Consider the following 24,171-nt stretch of genomic DNA (forward strand, 5'->3'; position numbering starts at 1 on the left):
ACCAGCGACAAGCCCGCACGCAGGACAGCACTCAGCAGCGGTAATCTCCCCCATCCCGATCCAGCAACCGCAGCAGCGCCGTCCACTCGCGATCCAGATGGACCGTGTCGAGGTACGCGTAGTCGTCATGCTGCTTCGCCGCGTGCTCGCACACCGCGGCCGACGGCAGGATCACCTTCTGGCCCATCGACAGCGTGCTGACCTGGATCTCGCAGGCGCGGTTCAGATAGAACATGCGCGTGAAGGCCTCGGCCACCGAACGCCCAGTGGTCAGCAGGCCGTGGTTGCGCAGGATCAGGTAGTGGGCATCGCCCATGGAGGCCACGATGCGCTCCCGCTCGTCCAGGTCCAGCGAAATGCCTTCGTAGTCGTGGTAGTTCACGCGGTTGTAGAACTGCATGCTGATCTGGTTCAGCGGCAGCAGTCCGCACTCCAGCGCCGCGACGGCCATGCCGGCATCGGTATGCAGGTGCACCACGCACTCCACGTCGTGGCGGCTCTGGTGCAGCGCGCTGTGGATGGTGAAGCCCGCAGCATTGACCTCGAAGCGGTCGTCGCCGATGGGGCGGCCTTCGGTGTCGATCTTGACCAGCGACGAGGCGGTGATCTCGTCGAAGAACCAGCCATGCGGGTTGATCAGGAACTGGTCGCGCGTGCCGGGCACGCGCACCGAGATATGCGTGTAGATCAGGTCCGTCAGGTTGAACTTGGCGGCGAGCCGGTAGGCGGCGGCCAACTGCACGCGCACGGCCCATTCCTCGTCGCCGATGTTGTTGGGCTTGCGATTGCGGTGCGGATCGGTGGTGGAAATCATGGCAAGGGATTCCGGTTGAGGTTCCAGGACAAAGGGACAGCGGGACGCAGCGTCGGCGCGGCCGCCAGGGCCGTGCACTTCATTGCGGCAAGGCGGCGGTGATCACGATCTCCACGCGGAACGCCGGGTCGGCCAGTTCGACCTTGCCGCAGCAGCGCGTGGGCGTGCGTCCCGGTACGACCCACTCGTCCCAGACGGCATTCAAGCCGTCGTAGTCGCTCATGCTGGCGAGCCAGATCTGGGCGGTCAGCGCGCGGCCCTTGTCGGTGCCCGCCTCGGCCAGCAACGCGTCGACCTTGGCCAGCGCCTGGCGGGCCTGGACCGTGATGTCGCCCGACTTGTCGTCGGCGACCTGGCCTGCGAGATACACCACGCCGCCGTGCACGACGGCGCGGCTGCGGCGATGGTTCTGATCGAGCCGCACGATATCGCGGGCGTTGTCGGAAGCGGATTGGCGATCGGTCATGGCGTGTTCCTTCAGGCGGCGGCGATGCGGCGGCAGTGCTGCAGCGCGGCTTCGAACAGGTTGTTGTTCGCTTCCGGGGTGCGGAAGGCGGAGTGCGCGGACAGTGTGACGTTGGGCAGCGTCGTCAGCACGTGGCCGGCCGGCAGCGGCTCGACGGTGAACACGTCCAGCCCGGCGTGCGCCAGCTTGCCGTCGCGCAGCGCCTGCACCATCGCGTCCTCGTCCACCAGCGCGCCGCGCGCGGTATTGATCAGGATGGCGCCGTCGCGCATCGAGCGGATGCGCTCGGCCGACAGGAAGTTGCGCGTTTCGTCCGTCAGCAGCAGATGCAGCGAGACCACATCGCTTTGCGCAAGCAGCGTATCGAGCTCGACGAATTCCACCCCCTCGTGCTGCTTGGGCGTGCGGTTCCACGCCAGCACGCGCATGCCCACGCCGCGGGCCAGGCGCGCCAGCTCCTGCGCGATACCGCCGAAACCCACCAGGCCGATGGTCTTGCCGGTCAGCTGCACCGCATCCGAGCGCAGCCAGTTGCCGGCGCGCATCTCGCGGTCCATCCGGGCAAAGCCCTTGGCAGCGGCCCACATCAGCGAAAACGCGCATTCGGCCACCGCGGTATCGCCATAGCCCTTGATCGTATGCACGGTGATGCCCAGCTCCGCCAGTTCCTCGGGGTTCATGTAGCTGCGCGCGCCGGTGCCGAGGAACACCACATGCTTCAGCCCTTCGCACTGGCGCGCGATGTCGGTCGGCAGATGGGTGTGGTCGACGATCGCGATGGGCGTGCCGGCGAGCAGCGCGGGCAACTGCGCCGAGGTGATGTCGGGCTGCTGGTTGACCTTGAGCGGGATGTCGTCCGCCCGGTGCAGGCGCGATGCCACTGCCGCGAGTGTGGGATTGGCGTCCACAAACAGGGCACGCCATGCCCCATTTGCGGGAGTGGCGGTGCCGGCGGAGACGGTGGAAGGCGCGGCGGAAGCGGTCAAGGTCATGTGAATACTCCGTTGGAGGGATTTATACAGGGTTTTCCCGGGGCAGAACCATAATGGTGCGTGGAATGCCGGCAAAGCGTGCGGCGATGATAGCGCTTTACAGAATACGGAGCAATATATAAAGTCTGTATACAGGACGGAGCACAGACACCTACGAGCCGCCCCCCAGGTCAACCATTCCGGAGCAACAGACATGAAGATGCGTGGATTCCTTCCCCTCCTTGCCTTGGCCGTCGCTGGCGCCGCCGTGGCGCAGGACGACAAGCCGTGGCCGAGCGCTCCGGTCGCGCTGGTCAGCGGCTTCCCCGGTGGCGCCGCCACCGACATCTACGCCCGCAAGCTGGGCGCCGAACTGAGCAAGGAGTTCGGTGTGTCGTTTATCTCGGATAATCGGCCGGGCGCGGGTGGGAATATCGCCTCGGCATTGGTGGCGCAGGCCAAGCCGGATGGTTATACGTTCTTGATCGGCACGGCCGGCACCCATGCCATCAGCCCGGCGCTATATTCCAAACTGTCGTTCAACGTAGTAAATGACTTTTCCCGCATTGCGCTGCTGGGCACGCTGCCGAATATCCTGCTGGTTAATCCGACCAAGCATCCGGAAATCAAGACCTGCGAGGATCTGCTGGCGGCCGCGAAAAAGGAACCCGGCAAGCTGAATTACGCCTCCACCGGCAATGGCGCCTCCGGCCATCTGGCGGCGACGCAGTTCGCCACCGCTTCGCAGACCAGTTACCAGCATATTCCGTACAAGGGCCAGGGCCCGGCGATGACGGCACTGCTGTCCGGCGAAGTGGATTTCTTCTTCAACCAGACCTCGCCCAGCCTTGGCGCGATCGAGTCGGGCAAGGTGCGCGCGCTGGCGGTCACCTCGTCGCAGCGCGTCAGCGCCCTGCCGGATGTGCCCACGGTGGCCGAGGCTTGCAAGCTGCCGGGCTTCGAAAGCACCACGTGGTACGGCCTGTTCGGCCCCGCGGGCCTGCCGCCCGCGATTCAGGACAAGATGTCCAAGGCCGTGCTCAAGACCATCAACACCGACAGCTTCCGCCAGTGGCTGGTCAGCCAGGCGATCCTGCCGATCAAGGACGGCAGCCCGGCGGCGTTCAAGCGCACCCAGGAAGCCGACATCCGCATGTGGGCCAAGATCGTCAAGGACTCGGGAGCGAAGATCGACTGATGCCACGCATACCGGCCCGCATACAGCGCCATCATGCGGGCCGGTATGCAAGCATCGTCAGGCGGCTGTCTTCAGGTATATTCCTACCGTTTTGAAAATCGGCCGTTATCGCACGCGCTCAACCGCGGGATAACGGCCTCGGCAATAAGGAATTCCGTAACCGTGGCATCCGTCAACGTGGCGTCCGACAGCATCGTCGAACAGGTCTACGACAAGATCAAACTGATGAGCGTCGGCTATGCCTTCAAGCCCGGCGAGCGCCTGAACGAAGGCGCGCTCGCCAGCGCGCTGGGTGTCAGCCGCACCCCGCTGCGCGAGGCACTCACCCGTCTTACCACCGAAGGTCTGCTGCGCTTTTCCCCGGGCAAGGGCTTTTTCTGCCGCGATCTCGACGTGCAGGAAGTCTTCTCGCTGTACGAGATGCGCAAGATCGTCGAGATCGAGGCGCTGCGCCTGTCGCTGGAGCGGGCCAAGGACGCCGACATCGACGCGCTGCTGGCCTTCCTGGACAGCACCGGCCCGGAGCCGGGCGACCGCAGCGTCGAGGAACTGGTCCGGCTCGACGAGACCTTCCACGAGCGGCTGATGGCGATGTCCGGCAATACCGAGATGCTGCGCGTGCTCAAGAACATCAACGCCCGCATCCGCTTCGTGCGCTGGATCGACATGGAGCGCTGCGACCGCAGCCGCAGCCAGATGGAGCACCGGAATATCCTGCTGGGGCTGAAGGCGCGCGATGCCGAGCAGTGCATCCCCATTCTGAGCCGGCATATCAACCGGCGTTATGACGAGATTTCGTCGGCGCTCAAGGAAGGGCTGGCGCAGATTTATATGAACTAGCGCACGCCGGGGTGCTGCAAGCGGGTGACGGCCCGCCAAGCGCTAATACGCATAGGACAACACGATGCCCGCGCTGCCATTCCGCCCCGCCGCCGGCTCGAAATACCGGCCGTTCGCTTCGTTGACGATCACCGAGCCCGCATAGCGGCGATCGAACAGATTGTCGATGCGGGCGAAGGCGGTCAGGTTCCAGCGGCCCAGCGGCAGCACGTAGCCGGCGCTGATGGCGGTCACCAGATAACCTGCCGCCTTGTCGCTGTTGGCGTCATCCACATACATCGCGCTCAGGTAGCGGGCTTCCACCATGGCGCGGAAGCCGCGCGGCGGCACCCATCCGGCCGAGCCGTAGAAGGCATGGCGCGCCGTGCCGGGAATGCGGTTGCCGGCCGGCACTGCGGGACCGAGGCTGTCGCGATAGGTGGCATCCAGGTAGCTGTAGGCCAGCTGGCCCTGCCAGTGATCGCGCACGGTGCCCGTCCAGCCCAGTTCCACCCCGCGCCGCTGCGTCCGCCCCGCATTGCGATAGGTCGCGCGGCCGCCGCTGCTGGTGGCCGTCACGATCTCGTCGTCGGTCCGGGTCTGGAACACCGCGGCCGTCAGCAGGCCGCCGGCCAGCTTCTGCTTGGCCCCGACCTCGACGCTGACATTGGTCGACGGCTGCAAACCGAAGTTCAGGCCGGGCGCGCCGCCGGGCCGATACGAGATCTCGTTCAGCGTGGGCGTCTCGAAACCGCGCCCCGCGGAGGCGTACAGGCTCAGCGAAGGCGTGGCGAGAAAGCGCAGCGCGCCCACCGGCAGGAACCTGGCGTAGTCCGCCGAGCCGCTGTCGTCGCCATTGGGCGCGGCGATATAGCGGTCGTCCGAGGAAAAGCGCACCGTGCTGTGGCGCACGCCGGCATCGAGCGTCCAGCGCGGCGCCGGCGTCCATGACGCCTGCAGATACTGGTCGAAGTTCCACACGGTGTTGCGCTCGTCGCGACGCAGCCGGCCCTGCTCGCCCAGCTGCAGACCGCCAGGCCCGGCGATGAAGTTCTCGTAGCCGCGGCGCGTCTCGTAGAGGGAGTCGTACGCCAGCCCCGCGATCAGCGTCAGCGGCGCGCCCGCCAGCGTGGCGCGATGCGTCCAGCGCAGGTCCGCGCCGCCATAGTCCCGGTCCAGATCGATCACGCCGCCCGCGCTCAGCGGATTGGCCTGGGCGGCGGGCGGAATGGCAAGGAACTGCGTGGTCTTGCGCTGGCCGTAGTACAGCATGGCGCGCAGCTCGTCGTCGGGGCCGATGCGCCGTTCGTAGAGCAGCCCGCCCTGCGCCTGCGTCACGGTCTTGCGCGTGTCGTACTGCTCGGCGAGCGCGGCGCTGCGGGGCGCCGTCTCGTACTGCGCGCGGGTCAGGCCTAGCGGGTCCTGCGCGGTCAGGTCCACCGCATTGAACACGGCGGTCAGCGTGCTGTCGTCGTCGGGCCGCCAGTTGAGCTTGGCGTTGCCCAGGTTCTTGCGTGCGCTGCTGTGGTCGCGATAGCCGTCGGTGGTAAAACGCGTGGCGCTCACCACGTAGTCCAACCCCGGAGCGCCGGCTGGCGCGGCGCCGCTCGCCTTCAGCCCGTAACGGAAGGTGCCGAAGCTGCCCGCCGCGAAACTGGCCTCCACCGCGGGCGGCCTCGCCCCATCCTCGGTGAACACCTGCATCACGCCACCCGAGGAATTGCCATACAGGGCGGAGAACGGACCGCGCAGGACTTCGACGCGATCGATCGAGGCGATGTCGATGTTGGAGGTCTGCCCCTGCCCGTCCGGCATGGTCGCGGGAATGCCGTCGACATACAGCCGCAGGCCGCGCACGCCGAAGCTGGAGCGCGCCCCGAAGCCGCGGATCGACAGCTGCAGGTCCTGCGCGTAGTTCTGCCGGTCCTTGACCAGCAGCCCTGGCACGCCGCCCAGGCCCTCCGACAGGTTGATCTGCAGCCGGCTGTCCCGCAGGGCGATGCCGCTCACCACATCGACCGAGGCCGGCGTATCGAACACCGCGGTGTCGACCCGCGTGGCGGTGACGACCACCGGCTTGAGTTCGTCGCCCTGCACCGCCTGCGCCAGGACGGGCGGGGCGGGCGCGCCACCGAGCAGCACCGCTGCCATCAGCGGCCATCGCCTGCCCGCATCAGCGCTCATTTGCCCCCCGCCGGCGCGGCGGCGGACACCCGCCAGACCACGTTGCCCACGTCGTCCGACACCAGCAGCGCGCCGCGGCCGTCGCCGGTCACCGCCACCGGCCGGCCCAGCGCCTGTTCCTTGGCGTCGAGGAAGCCGGTCAGCACGTCCACCGGCTGCCCGCTCGGCCGTCCCTCCCGGAACGGCACGAACACGACCTTGTAGCCGCTCTTGGGCTCGCGGTTCCACGAGCCATGCTGGCCGACGAAGGCGCCCTCGCGGAACGGTTCGGGCAGGTTGATGCCTTCGGCGAACGCAATGCTCATCGACGCGGTGTGCGCGCCGAGCGCGTAGTCGGGCACCAGCGCCTTGGCCACGAGGTCGGGGCGCGGCGGCTTGACGCGGACATCCACGTGCTGGCCAAAGTAGCTGTAGGGCCAGCCGTAGAAGCCCCCGTCGCGCACCGAGGTGATGTAGTCCGGCACCAGATCGCTGCCGATCTCGTCGCGTTCGTTGACCGCGGTCCACAGCGCGCCCGTGGTCGGCTCCCAGGCCAGGCCGTTCGGATTGCGCAGGCCGGTGGCGAACAGCCGCATGTTGCCCGTGGCGCGGTCCAGTTCCCAGATGGCGGCGCGGCCCTCTTCGATCTCCATGCCCTTTTCCGCGACATTGCTGTTCGAGCCGACGGTGATATAGAGCTTGCCGCCGTCGCGGCTGGCGATCACGTTCTTGGTCCAGTGATGGTTGATGCCGGCAGGCAGGTCCGCGACCTTGACGCCCGGCTCGCTGATCGACGTGGCGCCTTCCCGATAGGGGAAGCGGACCAGCGCGTCGGCATTGGCCACGTAGAAATCGTTGCCCACCAGCACCATGCCGAACGGCGAATGCAGGTCCTTCAGGAACACCGAGCGGGTATCGGCCACGCCGTCGCGGTCGGTATCGCGCAGCAGCGTGATGCGGTCGGCGCTGGGCACGCCGGCGCCCGCGCGCTCCATGACCTTCTTCATCACCCATGCCTTGATGCCCTTGGGCGGCTCCTTGGGCTGCGGCTTGTTCGACTCGGCCACCAGCACGTCGCCGTTGGGCAGCACGTACAGCCAGCGCGGATGATCCAGGTCGGCGGCAAAGGCGTTGACCTCGGTGCCCGGCGCCGCCACCGGCTTGCCACCCTCGCTCCATCCCACCGCGGGCGCGATATTGACGGTGGGCACCAGCGTCTTGTTGGGCTCCGGCAGCGTCGGCGATGGGCCGTAGCCCTGCGCCACATCCAGCTTCGCGCGATCGCCGATGCCAAGGTAGATGCATCCGCCCACCGCGGTGGCGACGATCGCGAGGGCGAGCAGCAAGCCGATCTTTCTCATGGTGAAGTTCCAGTCTGCAAGGCGTGCAAAAACGGGACGGGCGGGCGCGGGCCGTCATCCGCCGCTACCGCGCCGGCGGGCGGGGCCGCAGCAGATTGAAGCACCGATGTGCTTCGTGAAGCAAATTTCGCGCCGTTTGGGACGGGCGCCGGCTCGGCAGCGCGGTTCAGCCGCCCGCTGCGCGGCGGCGTGCCGTGCGGCCCTTGGCGGCCCGCACGCAGTCGGCGCAGCGCCCCAGCAGGGTGATCTCGTGATGCTCGACCTCGAAGCCGGCGGGCGTGATCTCGTCGAGATGGCCGGGACAGCCTTCCAGCGGAAAGACGCGGTCGCAGCTGCGGCACTGGAAGTAGTGGCGGTGGGTCACCGCATCGGGGGCCGCGGCGAGCGCATAGCGATCCGGCTGGCCGGGCAGCACGACCGCGCTCACGCCGCCGTCCTCGACCAGCGCGCGGATATTCCGGTACACCGTCGAGAGCACCAGCGAGGGCACGGCGCGTTGCGCCACCGCCAGGATCTCGCCAGGGCTCAGGGGCCGGCCGGCCTCGTGCAGGGCATTGAAGACGGCCTCCCGTTGACGGGTCATGCGTTCCATCATTAGAATCTTATTGCAAATCGATTTTCATTAGAGACGACGTGCCGTCTCCTTCCGCCGAAACGGGGGACATGACGGCCGCCGATGCGTGCAACGTGCGCATGGGGTCTTGCCACTTCTCGGGGATTATTCCATGCCGCGTGCGCCATCGCTGACGCCGTTCGCCACCGTTTTGCTCTCGATCGCCACGTTGGCCGACGCCGCCGAGGCCGGGAATGCCGGCGACGTCGTGTTGCCTTCGGTCTCCGTGGTCGGCGCCGCGACCGCATCTTACAACCCGCAGGAGGCGAGCGGCGCCACCCGTACCGATACCCCGCTGCGCGAGGTCCCGCAATCGGTGCGCGTGCTGCCCCGCGCGCTGCTGGACGATATCGGCGCCACGCGCTTCGACCAGAGCTTCGACTATGCGAGCGGTGTCGCGCGCCAGAACAACTACGGCGGCCTGTGGGACAACTTCGCCATCCGCGGCTTCGCGGGCAGCGAAAACACCGGCTCGGCGTACCTGGTCAATGGCTTCGTCGCCAACCGCGGTTTCACCGCGCCGCGGGACGCGGCCACCATCGAACGCGTCGAGGTCCTGAAGGGCCCGACGTCCTCGCTGTATGGCAGCGGCGATCCCGGTGGCGCCATCAACATCGTCACCCGCCAGCCGCAGTTCAAACCCGCGCAAGCCTACGACTTCGAAGTCGGCAACCGCGACCGCTACCGCGTCGCGGCAGACGTGACCGGCCCGCTCGGCGAGTCGGTTGCAGGGCGACTGATCGCCGTGGCGGACCATGAAGGCAGCACGCGCGACTTCGTCAACAGCCAGCGCTACCTGATCGCCCCGTCGCTGACCTGGCTGCTCGGCAACGACACCATCGTGCAGTACGCGAGCGAACTGCAGCGCTACACCGTACCGATGGATCGCGGCGTGGTGGCGGTCGACGGCCGCCTTGGCGCCATCCCGCGCTCGCGCTTCCTGGGCGAGCCGGGCGACGGCGATATCCGCCTGGACAGCCAATCGCACCAGCTCGGCGTCGAGCACCAGTTCTCCGAACAGTGGAAGGGCCGCATCGGCGTGTCGTATCGCCGCGGCGAGCTCGGCGGCCATGCCTCCGAGGCCAGCTCGCTCGCCGCCGACGACCGCACGCTGCTGCGCCAGCGCCGCTATCGCGACTTCCATACCGAGGACCTGTCGCTGCAGGCCGATATCACCGGCAAGTTCGCCACCGGCGCCGTGCGCCACGAGGTCGTGGTCGGCGTGGACACCTATCGCTTCGACAACTCGCAGCTTCAATTGCGGCGCAACCCAACCGCCGCGGCCCCCTACGCGATCGACATCCATCAGCCGGTGTACGGTCAGCCGGCGCCGTCGATGGCCCGCTTCGCCGACACCGACGAGCGCCAGACCAATATCGGCCTCTATGCGCAGGACCAGATCAGCCTGGGCGAGCGCTGGCGCGTGCTGGCCGGCGCCCGCTTCGACGCGTTCGACCAGTCGCTGCAGGACCATCTGCGCGGCACGCGCACCGACCAGCGCCACAACGCCGTGTCGCCGCGCTTCGGCGTGACCTATCTGGCCAGCCGGAACGTCTCGCTGTTCGCCAACACCAGCCGCTCGTTCCGTCCCAATGCCGGCATCGATGCCGCTGGCGGCGCCTTCGATCCCGAGCGCGGCCGGGCCATCGAGGCCGGCGTCAAGTACGACAGCGACGACCGCCGCTTCGGCGCGACGCTGGCCGCCTTCCACATCCGCAAGCGCAACGTGCTGACGGCGGACCCCGCCGATCCCACGTTCTTCGTCGCCGCCGGCGAGGCACGCAGCCGCGGCCTGGAGCTGGACATGGCCGGCAAGCTCGGCCAGCACTGGCGCGTCTCGATGAACTTCGCATTGACCGATGCGGAAGTGACCGAGGACAATCGGCTCGCCACGGGCACACCGCTGACCAATATCCCGCGCACCAGCGGCAGCGTGCTGGCGGTCTACGAGGATGCCGCGCCCATCGGCCAGCGCTATGGCGTGGGCGGCGGCCTGCGGTACGTGGGCCGCCGCTCCGGCGATGCGCAGGACAGCTTCTCGCTGCCTTCGTACACGCTGGTCGACGTGCTGGCCTACTGGCAATACAGCAAGCAGGTGCGGCTGACGTTCAACGTCGCCAACCTGTTCGACAGAACCTACTACGCGAGCTCGTACAGCCCGGTGTGGATCGCCCCGGGCACCGGGCGCACCGCGCGGCTGGGCGTGCAGCTGCGCTACTGAACGATGTCCCGTATCGACCCGATGCCACCGGAGCGCGGCGCGCCGGTCTCCGCCGGCCCGGCCGCGCCGCACCGCCGTCTGGCGCTCAAGGCTGGCATCGCCGCGCTCGCGCCATGGCCCGCAGGCGTGGCAGCGCACCGCGCCGCCACCCCGGCGCGCGACGCGCTGCGCGTGGTGGGCCCGTGGGAGCTGTCCAGCCTCGATCCGCTGCGCAGCGGCTACCTGTTCTCGCGCATGCAGGTCACCGAGACGCTGGTCGACTACGATGCGGCCGGCAGGCCGGCGCCGGGCCTCGCCGCTGGCTGGCAGGTATCGGCCGATGGGCTGCAATGGCGATTCGCGCTGCAGCCGGGCGCGCGCTTTCACGATGGCACGCCGGTGACGGCCGGGCACGTGGTCGCGTCGCTGCAGCGGGCGCGCCACGCCGCCGGCGTGCTGCGCCACGCGCCCATCGTCGCCATCGAAGCCCACCGCAGCGATCTCGCCGCGCTAACCGTGCGCCTGTCGCGGCCTCATGCACCGTTGCCCGCCCTGCTGTCCCATAGCAGCACGCAGGTGCTCGCTCCCGCCTCGTTCGGTCCCGGCGGCGAGGTGCGCGCGGTGATCGGCTCCGGCCCCTACCGCATCGACCTGCTCGAGCCGCCGCAGCGCTTCGGCATCGTGGCGTTCGAGCAGTGGCGCGGCGCCATGCCGGCCGTGCGCCGCGCCGGCTACCTGTCGGTCGGCCGCGCCGAGATGCGGGCGCTGATGGCGGAATCCGGCCAGGCCGATCTCGCCTACGGGCTCGACCCGGGCAGCATCGCCCGCCTGCGCCGCCATCCCGCGGTGCGCCTGCACGAGGTCACCATCCCGCGCACCACGCTGCTGAAGGTCAACGCGGGCCATCCGCTGCTGGCCGACCCGCGCGCCCGGCAGGCACTGTCGCTGGCGCTGGACCGGCGCGGCATCGCCGGCGCCATCCTGCGCGACCCCGGTCTTGCGGCCACGCAGCTGTTCCCCGACATTCTCGACGGCTGGCACGTGCCGACGCTGCCGCCGCTGGCGCACGACGTGGCGCGCGCCAGCGCGCTGCTCGCGCAGCTGGGCTGGCGGGCCGGCGCGGACGGCATGCTCAGCCGCGACGGCCAGCCTTTCGCCATCACGCTGCGCACCTTCCCCGATCGCCCCGAACTGCCGGTGATCGCCACGGCGATCCAGGAGCAATGGCGCCTGATCGGCGTGCGGGTGCGGGTGGCCATCGGCAATTCGAGCGATATCCCCTTCGCGCACCGCGACGGCACGCTGGAAGTCGGCCTGATGGCGCGCAGCTATGGCGTGGTGCCCGACGCGCTGGGCACGCTGGCTCAGGACTTCGCCGGACGCGGCGGCGACTGGGGCGCGATGAACTGGTCGGACGCGCGCGTCAGCGCGGCGCTGGCCGCGCTGCCCGGCACGATGGACCCGGCGCGCGCCGCGGCGCTGCGCAGCCAGGTCGCCACCACTCTGCAACAGGCGCTGCCGCTGATCCCCGTGGTCTGGTACCGGCAGTCGCTCGCCGCCAGCCCGGCGCTGGCCGGCGTGTCCATCGACCCGTTCGAGCGCTCCTACCGGCTGACCGAACTGCAACGGCTCGCATGATGCAAGACTCCCTCCCCCTGGGCCCCGACGCGGGCACCGCGACGCCGGGCGCCGACGCCCTCGCCGCCCCGTACCGCCCCCGGCGGGGCCGCCTTGCCGCCACGCTGCTGCTGCGTCGCGGCGGGCAGGCCGTGATGGTCGCGCTGCTGGTCGGCACGCTGAGCTTTCTGATGATGCGCATGCTGCCGGGCGACATGGCCTTCCGCATCGCCGCGGGCCGCTACGGCTACGACATGGTCACCGCCCATGCCGCCGACGCGGTGCGTGCCGAACTGAAACTGGCCGGACCGTGGCTGCACGGCCTGCTGCAATGGTGGCAGGGCTTGCTGCGCCTGGACCTGGGCACGTCCACCGTGACCGGTGCGCCGGTGGCGCAGGAGCTGGCCCATCAGCTGACCCACACCATGACACTGGCGCTCGCCGCCGTGGGCCTTGGCAGCCTGTTCGCCGTGCCGCTGGGTCTGGCCGCGGGCATGCGCGCGGGCGGCACGCTGGACCGCGCCTCGCTGGCGCTGTCGGTGCTGCTGCGGGCGCTGCCGCCCTTCGTGCTCGGCATCCTGATCGTGGTGCTGCTGTCCGTGCAACTGAACCTGCTGCCCGCGGGCGGCCACGGCGAGCACGGCACGCTGATCGCACCGGCGCTGACGCTGGCGCTGGGGCTGGCCGCGACCACGCTGCGGGTGGCGCGCGACGCCATGGCCGACGTGGCGGCCTCGCCGTATTTCCTGTTCGCCCGCACCAAGGGCCTGACCGATGCCGCCGCGCTGGCGCGCCACGGCGTGCGCAATGCCGGCGTGCCGCTGGTGGCCTATCTCGGCGTGCAGCTGGTCTATCTGGTCGAGGGCGTGGTGGTGGTCGAGACGCTGTTCGCCTGGCCGGGGCTCGGCCACGCGCTGGTGCATGCGATCTTCGGGCGCGACGTGCCGATGATCCAGGGCGCCGCGCTGGTGCTGGGCCTGCTGTTCGTCGCGCTCCATGCCGTGGTGGATCTGGCCTGCGCATGGATCGATCCGCGCGGACGCCCGGGAGCATGGCGATGAACGCGCCGACCCTGCTCGCCCCGGCGCGCCGGCGCGCCGGACTCGCGCTGCTGATCGCGCTCGCCTTGTTCGCCATCGCCGGCCCGTGGCTCGCCTCGCGCGCGCCGCATGTCCAGGACCTCTACGGCGTGCTGCGGGCGCCGGACCTGGCCGAGCCGCTGGGCACCGACCACCTGGGACGGAGCATGCTGGCGCGGCTCGCGCACGCGACCCGGCTGTCGCTGGCGCTCGCCGTCGCGAGCGTCCTCAGCGCCGCCATTCCTGGCACGCTGCTGGGGATCGCCGCGGCATGGCGCGGCGGCTGGACCGAGCGGCTGCTGTCGGTGCTGGCCGATGGCGCGGTGGCGCTGCCTGGCCTGCTGCTGGTATTGCTGCTCGCGGCGTTCGCGCCCGGGGCGATGTGGCCGCTCTACGTCGGCCTGTCGCTGGTGCTGTGGGTCGAGTACTTCCGCGTCACGCGCGCCCGCGCCCGGCTGATCCTCGCCAGCCCGCACGTCGAGGCGGCGCGGCTGCTCGGCTTCGGGCCCGTCCATCTGATCCGCCGCCACCTGCTGCCGGAGCTTGCCCCGATGCTCGGCACGCTGATGAGCTTCGGCGCGGGCAGCTGCGTGCTGGCGCTGGCCGCCATGGGCTTTATCGGCCTGGGCGCGCAGCCGCCGGCCGCGGAGCTGGGACTGATGATGACCGAACTGCTGCCCTACGCCGCCGAGGCGCCATGGCTGCTGGCCGCGCCCATCGCGGTGCTGGGGACCGCCATCCTGGCGCTGGCCCTGCTCGCGGGCTCGCGGCGCACGGAGGCGGCATGAACACGATGACAGCGCCCGCGTCGGCGTCGACGCACAGATTGCTGGCCGTGGACGATTTGCGCGTGGCGGGACCGGAAGGGACACTGCTCGCCGGCATCTCGCTCGAACTGCACGCGGGGCGTGCGCTCACGCTGCTGGGCGAAAGCGGTTCGGGCAAGAGCCTGCTCGCCCATGCCCTGATGGGAAGTCTGCCTGCCGGCCTGCACGCCAGCGGGCGCCTGGACATCCAGGGGCTGCACTGCGACGCGGGCGACCGCGACGCGCGCCGCCCGCTGTGGGGCCGCGGGCTCGCCTTGCTGCCGCAGGAGCCGTGGTTCGCGCTCGATCCGACCATGCGCGTCGGCGCGCAGCTGGCCGAGACGTACCGGCTGGTGGGCGGCGCATCGCGCGGCGAGGCGCGGGAGCGCACGCGGCATGAGCTCGCTGCCATCGGTCTGGACCAGGCGGCGCGGGCCTGGCCTTTCACGCTGTCGGGCGGCATGGCGCAACGCGCGGCCTTCACCATGACGCGCGCGGGCAACGCGCCGCTGCTGATCGTCGACGAGCCCACCAAGGGCCTGGATGCGGCATGGCGCGACGATATCGTGGCAAGGCTGCGGGAGGCGCTGGCGCAAGGCTGCGCGGTGCTGACCATTACCCACGATCTGGCGGTGGCGCGGGCGCTGGGGGGCGAGATCGCCGTGATGCTCGAAGGCGCGATCGTCGAACACGGCGACGCGGCCACGGTACTGGACCGACCGCGCCATGCCTATACCCGCGCGCTGATCGACGCGCAGCCATGCCGATGGCCCGCGCAGGCGCATCCGCAAACCGGCGAGATCGTGCTGGAGGCGAGCGGTGTGGGCAAGCGCTTTGGCGCGCGTACCCTGTTCCAGGGGCTGGACCTGAGCCTGCGCGCGGGCGCTCGCGTCGCCGTCAGCGGCCCCAGCGGGACCGGCAAATCCACACTGGGCAATATCCTGCTCGGTCTGGCCGCGCCCGACAGCGGCGCGGTGCGGCGTGCGCCCGGCATCGCCGCCGTGCGCTACCAGAAGCTCTATCAGGACCCCGCGGCGGCTTTCGCGCCGCGGGTGACGCTGGGCCGATCGCTGGCCGATGTCATGCGCCTGCACGGCATCGACCGCGCCCGCATGGACGCGCTGCTACCCCGGCTCAGACTGGCACCCGCGCTGTTGGCGCGGCTGCCTTCGGCGGTCTCCGGCGGCGAGCTGCAACGCTTCGCCCTGTTGCGCGCGTTGCTGCTGCGGCCCGCGTTCCTCTTCGCCGACGAACCGACCTCGCGGCTCGATCCGGTCACGCAGCAGGAGACCATGGCCCTGATGCTGGAGGCCACCGCGGAGAACCGGTGCGCCTTGCTGCTGGTCACCCACGATGCCGATATCGCCGCGAACGTCGCCACCGACGTGATCGCGCTGTAGCGGCCGGCCCGCCGGCTCGCGCGCCGGGACGGGCCGGCCAAGCCTCACACCACCTCGATCGCCACGTCGATATTGCCCCGGGTCGCCTTCGAGTACGGGCAGATCTGGTGCGCGGTATCGACCAGCTCGCGCGCCACGGCGCGATCGACGCCCGGCAGGCTGACGTGGAGCCGGGCCTGAAGGAAATAGGCGCCGTCGGTGGTGCCCAGGTCGATCTCGGCGTCGACCGCCGCCTCGGGCGGCACCGCGACCCTGCGTTCGCCGGCGGCGATACGGATCGCGCCGAGGAAGCAGGCCGACCAGCCGGCCCCCAGCAGCTGCTCCGGATTGGTGCCCTTGCCGGCGGAGCCCGGCGAAGACAGCTGGATATCGAGGCGGCCGTCGTCGCTGCGCGCGGTGCCGTCGCGGCCCGCGCCGGCGGTATGGGTGCGGCCGGTATAGAGGACGTTATCGATGCGCGTCATGTTCAACCCCTTGCGGCGACCAGCGCGCCGTCGGTGAAGACATCGATCGTGCGGGCGCCGTCGAGATAGGGGTCCGGGGCGCGGGACGGCTCGGCCGACACGCCGCTGCGGTCCAGGCCGGCGACGATCCGTGCGCCATCGGTGTAGGGATCGGCCTGGCCGGAGCGCGCGCCCTCGGAGAACGGATCGCGTTCGCCGGTGCGGGCACCCTCGGAGAAGGGATCCCGCTCGCTGCGCGCGCCTTCCGTGAACGGGTCGCGCTCGCCCAGATGGCTCGCGGCCACGCCGTGGACGGCCGCAGCGCCGGCCACGCGGCCCGGGTCGACGGCGGCTTGCGCGGCGCCTGCGGCGGCGGCCAGCGCAAGCGCAAGCGCAGAAAGGAGATGCTTGGCGATGCTGGTTTTCATGATGGCTTCCTCGTTTGGTTGTCGGTGCCGGTGCGCGGCGGCGCATGCGGCGTAGGGAAGGCGGTGGGCTGCGCCGGTGTTGCCGAGTGCGCCGCCGCCATGTCAGGCATTAAAGGCGACCCATGTATCGCGCCCGTAGCGAGGCAGGCGCCAAACTGTCAGCCCGCGTATCGGCGCGCGCGCCGGATACAAAGGCATACAAAGTGGCGACCCGGGCCGGGGCTGGCAACGGCCGGCAATGCGCTATACAGTGACGCTCCCCGCCGACATCCGTGAGTCCCGTCTTGCCCTCGCAGTCCTCGCCATCCTCGTCCCAGCGCTCCACCTGGATCGCCGTCCTCGCCCTGATCGGTTCGATGGCCTCGCTGTGCATCGGCACCTCGTTTGCCAAGAGCCTGTTCGACGAACTCGGCGCGCAGGGCACCACCGCGCTGCGGGTCGGGTTCTCGGCCCTGATCCTGCTGGTCGCATGGCGGCCCTGGCGCATGCCGCTGAGCGGTGCCAACGCCCGCGCCATCGCGTTGTACGGGGCCGCGCTGGGCGCGACGAACCTGATGTTCTACATGTCGCTGCGCACCATTCCGCTGGGGCTGGCCATCGCCATCGAATTCACCGGCCCGCTGGCGGTGGCCATCGCCTCCTCGCGCCGTGCCATCGACTTCGTGTGGATCGCCTTTGCGGTGGCCGGCCTGCTGCTCCTGCTGCCGATCCGCGAACAGACGGCGCACCTGGATCCCGTGGGCATCGGCTACGCCCTCGCGGCGGGCGTGGGCTGGGCCTTGTACATCATCTTCGGGCAACGCGCCGGCAAGGCGCACGGCGGGCAAGCGACATCGCTGGGGCTGGCGATGGCCGCGCTGGTGGTGTTTCCCTTCGGGCTGGCCCAGGCCGGAACCACCATGTTCAGCCCCGCGCTGCTGCTGTCGGGCCTCGCCGTGGGACTGCTCTCCAGCGCGATTCCGTATTCGCTCGAAATGGTCGCGCTCAAGCGCCTGCCCCGGCGAACGTTCGGCATCCTGCTGAGCATGGAGCCGGCCATGGGCGCGCTGGCGGGGCTGGTGATGCTGCACGAGCAACTGAGCGCCCAGCAATGGCTCGCCATCGGCAGCATCATCGTCGCGTCCATCGGCTGCACGGTGACCGCGCGGCGCGCGCCGGCGTCCGCCTGAGCAAAGGAACCGACAAAACCGGCGACTGCCGGAGCGCCGCCGCCCCCCGGTCCGGCGCTCTCTGTGCGCGGCCATCTCGCCGCAATTGCGCGCGAATACTCGCGCGGGACATGAGACACCTGTAGGAAAGCCGTCTTCCCTTTCGCCATCGCCCTGCGCGTACTGGCCCCGCCCGCCGCGACGCGCTTTACTTCGCGCGGCTTCCCCTCGAATTCGGTTCCGCGCGTGGCAGGCATGCCGATCGCAGATCGGCGACGGCCCGCGCCCCGGGGAAGGGAACGGACTTCCACGGAGACCTTCATGCTCGCTGCGATTGCGGGGCGTATCCATGCCATGCCCGGCACGGTCGACCCCGCCACGTACTTCGCCGAATTTCTTCTCGCCATCCGCGAAGCGCGCCACGACGACGCCCTTCGCCTCGCCCGCCAGCAACCGGCCGTCGTCGGCATGCGCGACGCCGTCGGCAACACCGCGCTTCACTGGGCCGCGCATGGCGAGACCGGCCATCCCACGTGGCCGCGGCAGCCGGAACCGCAGCACGCCGACGTGCCGGACCCGGCCTGCCATGTCGCCATCGCGCAGCGCCTGCTCGAACTGGGCGCCGATCCACGCGCGTGCAACGACTGGGGGGAGACACCGCTGCATCTGGCGGTCTCGCTCGCGCGCGACGCGGCCCTGACGCGCCTGCTGCTCGAGTCCGGTGCCGACCCGACGCTCGCCGACGCCAGCGGCAATACGGCCATGCATCTTTCCGTGCTGCCCGGCCCGCATACGCTCGTGCTTGCCACGCTGGTCCACGGGTACGTCGGCCCTCAGGCATTGCCTGGGCCCAATGCCCATGGGCTGACGCCATGCGACATCGCGCGCGGCCACCCCGACGCCGCCGAACGAGACGTCCTGCTGGCGTTGCTGCACGAGGGCCCGGCACCGCCCGCGTTGGAGCAAGCGCGCGGCAACGGCCCGCGCCGCGATCCACCGTGGCTCATTGCCTTGCGCATGGCACGAGCGGCGATCGCCAAGGCGCAGAGCGAACCGGCCCGGCGCAGGGTCAGGGAAATCCTGTCGCCGCTGACCCAGATTTCGGCGAGCCTTCCGGAGATCGGCGCCCGCCAGGACGCGGCCGGCGTCATGCAGGAGCTGCTGCGCAGGCTGTGCGATCTGCTCGCCATGTGTGCGGAGCATGACGTGGTCCCGCTGCGCGATCTGCTGCGCGCCATGAAGGCGGCGTCGCAGCAGGTCGACAGCCATCCCCAGGCGTGGCGGCTCTACGTGGGGTACGCCGAGCTGTGGCGACGCACTCGCGAATGGCCGGAAGCACTGGCCTACGCCCACCACGCCCGCCGGCTTGCCGCGCACCGCGAAGATGCGGGCGCGATGGCGCGGGCCGAGCAGGCCATCGATGACATCGAACTCGCCGCGGTTCGGCACCACCTCTCGCTTTGGGCCCCGGCCCTGCATACCGATTTCATGGCGGCGTTCAAGAAAATGGAGACCCAATGGCGCGACACCGACGATCTCACCGGCGCGATGCAGTCCGGCGCCGCACTGTTGCGGGCGATCGCGCGCGCGCACGATGGACTGCTGAGACATGGCGTGCCGGCAATGGCGCAGGCTTTCGCCGAACTGGTCCGCCCCATGGCCGCGCCGGCACTGGACGAAAAGGTCCGGAACGCGCTCTCGGCCGCCCGGCAGAGGGCGGACCAGGCCAGCGCGTTCCGGGCGCTGGCGGAGGCCATCCTGGCATTGGCCCCGGCAACAGCATGGCACGACATTGCCGCCTGCGGGTCCGCGTGGTGTCTCGCCGTGGCAAACGCCGTCGCTGAGCCGGGAAGCTCGGACGAGGTCCGCAGCTTTGCGCGCGATGCGCATATGGAGGCCGCCGAGGCATTGCAGTATGCCGCCCACGCGCGCGGCGCCCGGCCCGAACGCCTGTTCTCCCCGCAGCCGGCGGAATGGCGCGCGTTCCGCCTGGTATTGACCGCGCTGCGCGAGCGCTTCGCGGAACAGCTGCGCGCCCTGCCCCCGCTGGCGCCCGACTCCCCCGCGCTGGTCCAGTGGCAAGCCACTCTGCCCATCGAGGCGCTGCAGCAAAGGCTGACCATGGACCTGGCCGCGCTCATCGCCACCATCGCGCAGGCTTGCGTGGACAAGATGCTGAAGGAAGCGCCCGTGGCGTTCGCGGTACTGGGACTCGGTTCGATGAGCCGTACCGACATGGGGCCCTACTCGGACTTCGAGTACGCCATCGTGGTCGCACACCGGTTCGACCCGTCCACCGTGGACGGCGCCTGGTACCACAACTGGCACCGGCTGTTCCAGTTGGCGGTGTTCTCCATCGGCGAATCGTCGCCGGGCGCCGATCATCCTGTCCCGGTACCGCCGGGGTTGCATCTGGACCACGGCGCCGCCGCCATGATGGCGCATCACGACCGGATGCTGACGCCCGACGAGCTGGCGCGTGCCATGCGCGAGCGTCACGAGGCCAACGACAACGACACGCTGCACACCGACCAGGACGTCGCGTTTTCCCTGCTCGCGCCCTGCCTCGCCTATGGCAGCGAAAGCCTCGCGCGCGACTTCGCGAACGCCCTGTCCCGCCAGCTCGACATACCGGGGGACATGCACGGTCCGTTTCCATGCGCTCCCCGCCAGGACATGGCGTTGCGGCAAATGCTTGCCGACGTCAGCCATCTGCGCGCCGCGGCATCGGCGCATGTCCACACGGTGGACTTGAAGGCGCAGTTCGCCGGGCCGCTCCAACATGGGCTGACCATCCTGGCGTTGCTGTATGGCCTGCCCGGGCGCACGCCGCACGAGATGCTGGCGCAGCTTGCGCTGTCGCGCCGTTTCACACCGGCGTTCGTGGCCGACTGGCGCTGGGCGCTCGCCACCGTCCAGCACATCCGGCTGCAAGCCCATGTTCGCCATGGCTGCCATCGCGACGAGCTAGCGCACCGCGACCTGACGCCCGAGGAAGGCGCCGCGCTGCGGAACATCGAGCTGCGCGTGGTCCGCCCCTTGTGGCGCGCGTTCGAATACTGGCTGACCGTTCATGCGTATCCGGCGAAGGGGCCGACCGCCGTGCTGCAATTGCTGCACGGCCTCAACGATTGCGACCCCGCCCTGCTGGGCTTCGAAGCGGAGCCGGACAGCGCTGGGGGCACCGCGTCGCACGAAGCGCCGGCGGCCACCCCCGCCGCCGCGGACAGCCTGGTAGCGACGCTGGTCCACCGGCAGGCGGACGCGGCCGCGGTGACCGCGTACTACTGCCGCGCCATGGCGCGCACGGCGCGATCCCAGTACGGCGCCGCCTGGGTCGCCTGGCGCGAGGGGCTGGCGTCCAGGGACGACGCGGCGGGCCTCGTTGCCGCGCTCGGCGAGTTGCCCTGCGGCGACGGGTGGCGAAGCAAGTCGGTGCAAGCGCAGCACGCGTTTCATCAGTGCGTCGGCACGTGGCTCGACGCCATGACGCAGGTACGGCCATCGCGGGACCAGGTTTCGATCCTGTTGCGCGATCCCGCCGTGCCGCCCCACCTTCCCGCACCGGTCAGGCGCTATGCGCTGCGGCCCGACATCCAGAGCCAGCTGTTCGAGTCTGGCACCCGGCTGCGCCGCAAGCCCGACAGGCAGCGTGGCCGGCATACCCTGCTGCCGGTCCGGTTCGAGGCCGATGGCCGGCAGCTGACCTACTGGCTCAAGTTCCACCCGGAAAACGCAGCGATGGAGACCCTCGTCCAGGCGCTGGATCGCCGGATCAGCGGCGGCAGCGGCTTGCCCTGCAACATGATCTGCAAGCTCGAGACGCCTCACCTATCCCACCCGGCGCTGATCATGGAGAGCGCCGGAGACGACGAGAACAACCTCGCCGTGACGCTGCGGACCCACCCCGCCATCGTGCGCGAGCTGGACCGCGCATCGTTTACCCGCGCGCTGCTGCGCGTGCTGCTGACCAATCCCGAGGACGACAAGGCGGACGACTACTTCGTACACCGGGGCGCCGACGAACGCCTGCATCTGCGTCGGGTGGACAACGAGCGCGCGTTCTTCTCGCCGGAGGAGCGCAGGTTCTTCGGCGCAAACCGCGTTCAGGTCAAGAGCATCCTCTACTGCCTTGACGACATGCAGGAGGCGCTCGATGGCGCCGTGCTGGACGACTTCTCGCGCCTCGCCCCGATGCGCGTCGTGCAGAGCTGGCTCGTGGAAGCGCAGATGCTGCATCGCCACTATCGCGAGCTGTTCTCGGATGCCGACATGGCGGTCGCCATCCGCAATGGCGCCGCGCCGGGCCTGCTGACCGTGGGTATCGCCGACGGTCTGGAGCAGGAGATCGTCAAGCGCATCGACTCCATCCACGGCGTGATCCAGCTTGCCCGCATCGACGGCATGCCGGTTACCGGCATGACCCTGCTTCGGCTCGTCCAGCCGGCGCTTGCCCGCCACTACGAACGGGCATTCCGCGAGATTCCGGTCTATTCCAGTCGCCGCGATGCCGCGTCCGAGCGCTTCGTGCTGGTCACCGGGGCGAGCTACGACGTGAACGAGCACGGCGAGCGCCGCTCGGAACTGCCGGGAATCGCGGCGGTATCCCGCAGCCTCCACGTCGGCGGGAAGCTGCGCGAAACGGAACTGCGCAGGATGGCCAGAGGCGAGTGGCTCAGCCCCACGCAGGCACTGCTGCGGCTGCAGGACATGGAACTGCGCCGCGTGCACGACATCGTGGCCGGCATGCTGATCGGCAAGCGCGCAGACCTCCTGCGGTTCTCCGCGCTGCCAACGCGCCATCGCGCCGAGGCGCTGGGCGTGGTACATGCGGCGCTGCTGCAGAATCCGGCCGCGTACGACGCGCAGCGCCAGGAGCGCATGTTGCGCGCGGTCGCCGGCGTGGCGTTCCAGGAACTGGCGCTGACGGGATTCGCCGCGGTGCTGGACGATGCGCTGCTCGAACCCATCCTGCAGGGCGCGGGCAAGTCGCTGCGCAGCATCGACCTGAGTGGCTGCTGGCGGCTGACGCAGGCCAGCGTGGTGACACTGGCCGAGACCTGCGCCGACCTGCGCGTGCTGCGCCTTCGGAACATGCAGCCGCCGGAGGGCGCCAATACGGCGCCACTGAAGGCATTGCGCAAGGGCCTGCTCTCCATCGGGGTCTTGCGCTTTCCCGAACTGCGCACGCTCGATGTGGGCGATTGCCCCGCCCTGACCGACATCCACATCGACGCGCCGGAACTCGCGGCGCTCGCCATCGACGGCTGCACCGCGCTCGGCCGGGTGCACACCGCCAGCCGCGCACTGGCGGCCCTGGACGCGAAAGAATGCGAGTCGCTGACCGAAGACGCGCTGCGATCCATCACCCTGTCATGGGCCGGCATGCGTTCGGTGCAGCTGGACGGCTGCGTGGCCCTTGCGCATATCGGTTTTCGCGAGCGGTTTCCGTGGATCGCGGCCGGGCCATGGAACCCATGGAACGAGGCGCAGATGGCGCGTTGGGAAGCGACGCTCCAGGCCGCGCTCGACAAGCTCGATGCGCGCGGCAACCATTCGCGCTGGACCGCCCGTACGCGCCTGCACGGGTGGCTGCAGACCCGGAACGGCGTCGTGCAGGCGATGGGCGATGCGATCGGCCGTGCCGCCACGCTCGATGCCCGCCTCGCGTTGGCGTGGGCGCTGGACCCGGAAGCCGCAGGGGAAGGCGAGGGGAACGCGAACGGGCGCGGAGATCCCGGCGACGACCCGTCGTCCTCCCGTTCGCTGCATGCCATCGTCGGGCGCGGTACCGACAATAGCGTGTGGCGCCTGGAAAACGGCGAGCCCCGGGCACGCGCCGCGGCAGCCAGGAGCCTGGGGCAGCTCGGCGCGAGCGCGCCGGGATATGTCACCGAGGCTTTGCTGGCCGCGCTACGAGACCGGGAGGGCGCCGTGGTCAGGGCCGCGGCCCATGCGCTCGCCCGGATCGCGATATGGCCGCGCGTGAGCGAACTGGTCCGGCTGCTACAGTAACGGCTCGATGGCGGCCAACGCCGGCGGACACCGTTTTCCTGCGCCACACGCACGATGAAGCATCCCGACTCCCTGTATGTCATCACCGGCGGTCCCGGCTCGGGCAAGACCACGCTGATCGATGGGCTGGAAGCCCTTGGCTACGCCCGCTCGCTGGAGGCCGGGCGCGGCATCATCCAGCATCAGGCCGCCATCGACGGGCCCGCGCTGCCATGGCGCGATCCTGCGCTGTTTGCCGAACTGATGCTGAGCTGGGAAATGCGTTCCTACCACGCGGCGCAGGCGCATGCCGGTCCCGTGCTGTTCGACCGGGGCGTACCTGACGTGATCGGCTATCTGACCCTGTGCGGACTTCCCGTGCCGCCGCATTGCCATGTAGCGGCCACGCGGCATCGCTACAACCGCGTGGTCTTCATCGCGCCGCCCTGGCCGGAGATCTTCCGGCAGGACGCCGAGCGCAAGCAGGATCCCGAACTGGCGCAACGCACCTACGCATCGATGGTGCAGACCTACGGCGAGCTGGGCTACGAACTGGTGGAACTACCTCGCGCCCCGGTGCAAGAGAGGTTACGCTTCGTCATCGAGCGGATCGGCCCGCCTTCCGGGCATGCCTGACACCGCCGACGTCCT

The 24,171-nt window shown here is 69.8% G+C and carries 18 protein-coding genes; 10 read left to right on the forward strand and 8 right to left on the reverse strand.

Annotation, left to right across the window (positions count from 1 at the left end):
* Window positions 1–31 precede the first annotated feature (31 nt).
* The 3 genes from LDO27_RS18560 to LDO27_RS18570 all read right to left on the reverse strand — a co-directional run bounded on the left by LDO27_RS18560 (window position 32) and on the right by LDO27_RS18570 (window position 2,272).
* Window positions 32–814, reverse strand: coding sequence for a class II aldolase/adducin family protein (locus LDO27_RS18560; protein WP_222207359.1), 783 nt, complete (start codon window positions 812–814; stop codon window positions 32–34).
* A gap of 79 nt (window positions 815–893) precedes the next feature.
* A complete protein-coding gene (locus LDO27_RS18565) occupies window positions 894–1,280 on the reverse strand; it encodes a RidA family protein (RefSeq protein ID WP_224043327.1) in 387 nt (128 codons plus the stop codon).
* Window positions 1,281–1,291: 11 nt separating this feature from the next.
* Entirely contained in the window at window positions 1,292–2,272 is a 981-nt protein-coding gene (locus LDO27_RS18570; RefSeq protein ID WP_224043329.1) for an NAD(P)-dependent oxidoreductase, read from the reverse strand.
* Window positions 2,273–2,465: 193 nt separating this feature from the next.
* Here LDO27_RS18570 and LDO27_RS18575 point away from each other — a divergent pair, with 193 nt between their 5' ends.
* Complete coding sequence (locus LDO27_RS18575) at window positions 2,466–3,449, forward strand: Bug family tripartite tricarboxylate transporter substrate binding protein (protein ID WP_224043330.1); 984 nt, start codon at window positions 2,466–2,468, stop codon at window positions 3,447–3,449.
* Window positions 3,450–3,611: 162 nt separating this feature from the next.
* Window positions 3,612–4,289, forward strand: a complete 678-nt coding sequence (locus LDO27_RS18580) for a GntR family transcriptional regulator (protein ID WP_224043332.1) — start codon at window positions 3,612–3,614, stop codon at window positions 4,287–4,289.
* A 42-nt stretch (window positions 4,290–4,331) separates the two neighbouring features.
* Here the strand turns inward: LDO27_RS18580 and LDO27_RS18585 are convergent, their stop codons facing one another.
* From LDO27_RS18585 to LDO27_RS18595, 3 genes are all read right to left on the reverse strand, one after another.
* Window positions 4,332–6,419: a TonB-dependent receptor family protein gene (locus LDO27_RS18585; RefSeq protein WP_377747724.1), complete on the reverse strand. Its 2,088-nt coding sequence runs from the start codon at window positions 6,417–6,419 to the stop codon at window positions 4,332–4,334.
* A gap of 29 nt (window positions 6,420–6,448) precedes the next feature.
* Entirely contained in the window at window positions 6,449–7,792 is a 1,344-nt protein-coding gene (locus LDO27_RS18590) for a PQQ-dependent sugar dehydrogenase (protein ID WP_222207352.1), read from the reverse strand.
* A 166-nt stretch (window positions 7,793–7,958) separates the two neighbouring features.
* Window positions 7,959–8,375, reverse strand: a complete 417-nt coding sequence (locus LDO27_RS18595) for a Fur family transcriptional regulator (RefSeq protein WP_377747702.1) — start codon at window positions 8,373–8,375, stop codon at window positions 7,959–7,961.
* A 142-nt stretch (window positions 8,376–8,517) separates the two neighbouring features.
* On the opposite strand from LDO27_RS18595, the gene LDO27_RS18600 reads away from it, so the two are divergent.
* The 5 genes from LDO27_RS18600 (at window position 8,518) to LDO27_RS18620 (ending at window position 15,507) form a co-directional block, all read left to right on the forward strand.
* A complete protein-coding gene (locus LDO27_RS18600) occupies window positions 8,518–10,626 on the forward strand; it encodes a TonB-dependent siderophore receptor (protein WP_224043335.1) in 2,109 nt (702 codons plus the stop codon).
* A 3-nt stretch (window positions 10,627–10,629) separates the two neighbouring features.
* Window positions 10,630–12,243, forward strand: a complete 1,614-nt coding sequence (locus LDO27_RS18605; protein ID WP_224043337.1) for an ABC transporter substrate-binding protein — start codon at window positions 10,630–10,632, stop codon at window positions 12,241–12,243.
* Between the two features lie 134 nt (window positions 12,244–12,377).
* Entirely contained in the window at window positions 12,378–13,283 is a 906-nt protein-coding gene (locus LDO27_RS18610; protein ID WP_224043609.1) for an ABC transporter permease, read from the forward strand.
* On the forward strand, window positions 13,280–14,089 hold the full coding sequence (locus LDO27_RS18615) for an ABC transporter permease (RefSeq protein ID WP_224043339.1): 810 nt from the start codon (window positions 13,280–13,282) through the stop codon (window positions 14,087–14,089). The genes LDO27_RS18610 and LDO27_RS18615 overlap by 4 nt, the downstream gene beginning before the upstream one ends.
* A complete protein-coding gene (locus tag LDO27_RS18620) occupies window positions 14,086–15,507 on the forward strand; it encodes an ABC transporter ATP-binding protein (RefSeq protein WP_224043340.1) in 1,422 nt (473 codons plus the stop codon). Before LDO27_RS18615 ends, LDO27_RS18620 begins: the two co-directional genes overlap by 4 nt.
* 44 nt (window positions 15,508–15,551) lie before the next feature.
* Here the strand turns inward: LDO27_RS18620 and LDO27_RS18625 are convergent, their stop codons facing one another.
* Both LDO27_RS18625 and LDO27_RS18630 read right to left on the reverse strand, forming a co-directional pair.
* Window positions 15,552–15,971 carry an organic hydroperoxide resistance protein gene (locus tag LDO27_RS18625; protein ID WP_222207343.1) on the reverse strand — a complete coding sequence of 140 codons (420 nt, stop codon included), beginning with the start codon at window positions 15,969–15,971 and terminating at the stop codon, window positions 15,552–15,554.
* A gap of 2 nt (window positions 15,972–15,973) precedes the next feature.
* Window positions 15,974–16,378 (reverse strand): hypothetical protein, encoded by a 405-nt coding sequence (locus LDO27_RS18630; RefSeq protein WP_224043342.1) that lies wholly within the window; start codon window positions 16,376–16,378, stop codon window positions 15,974–15,976.
* 356 nt (window positions 16,379–16,734) lie between these two features.
* Here LDO27_RS18630 and LDO27_RS18635 point away from each other — a divergent pair, with 356 nt between their 5' ends.
* The 3 genes from LDO27_RS18635 to LDO27_RS18645 all read left to right on the forward strand — a co-directional run bounded on the left by LDO27_RS18635 (window position 16,735) and on the right by LDO27_RS18645 (window position 24,156).
* Entirely contained in the window at window positions 16,735–17,547 is an 813-nt protein-coding gene (locus LDO27_RS18635) for an EamA family transporter (protein WP_222207535.1), read from the forward strand.
* Window positions 17,548–17,847: 300 nt separating this feature from the next.
* Entirely contained in the window at window positions 17,848–23,541 is a 5,694-nt protein-coding gene (locus LDO27_RS18640; RefSeq protein WP_224043344.1) for an ankyrin repeat domain-containing protein, read from the forward strand.
* A gap of 54 nt (window positions 23,542–23,595) precedes the next feature.
* Window positions 23,596–24,156 (forward strand): AAA family ATPase, encoded by a 561-nt coding sequence (locus tag LDO27_RS18645; RefSeq protein ID WP_224043346.1) that lies wholly within the window; start codon window positions 23,596–23,598, stop codon window positions 24,154–24,156.
* The last annotated feature ends 15 nt before the right edge of the window (window positions 24,157–24,171 follow it).

Source organism: Cupriavidus respiraculi, from assembly GCF_914271545.1.
Classification (GTDB): domain Bacteria; phylum Pseudomonadota; class Gammaproteobacteria; order Burkholderiales; family Burkholderiaceae; genus Cupriavidus; species Cupriavidus respiraculi.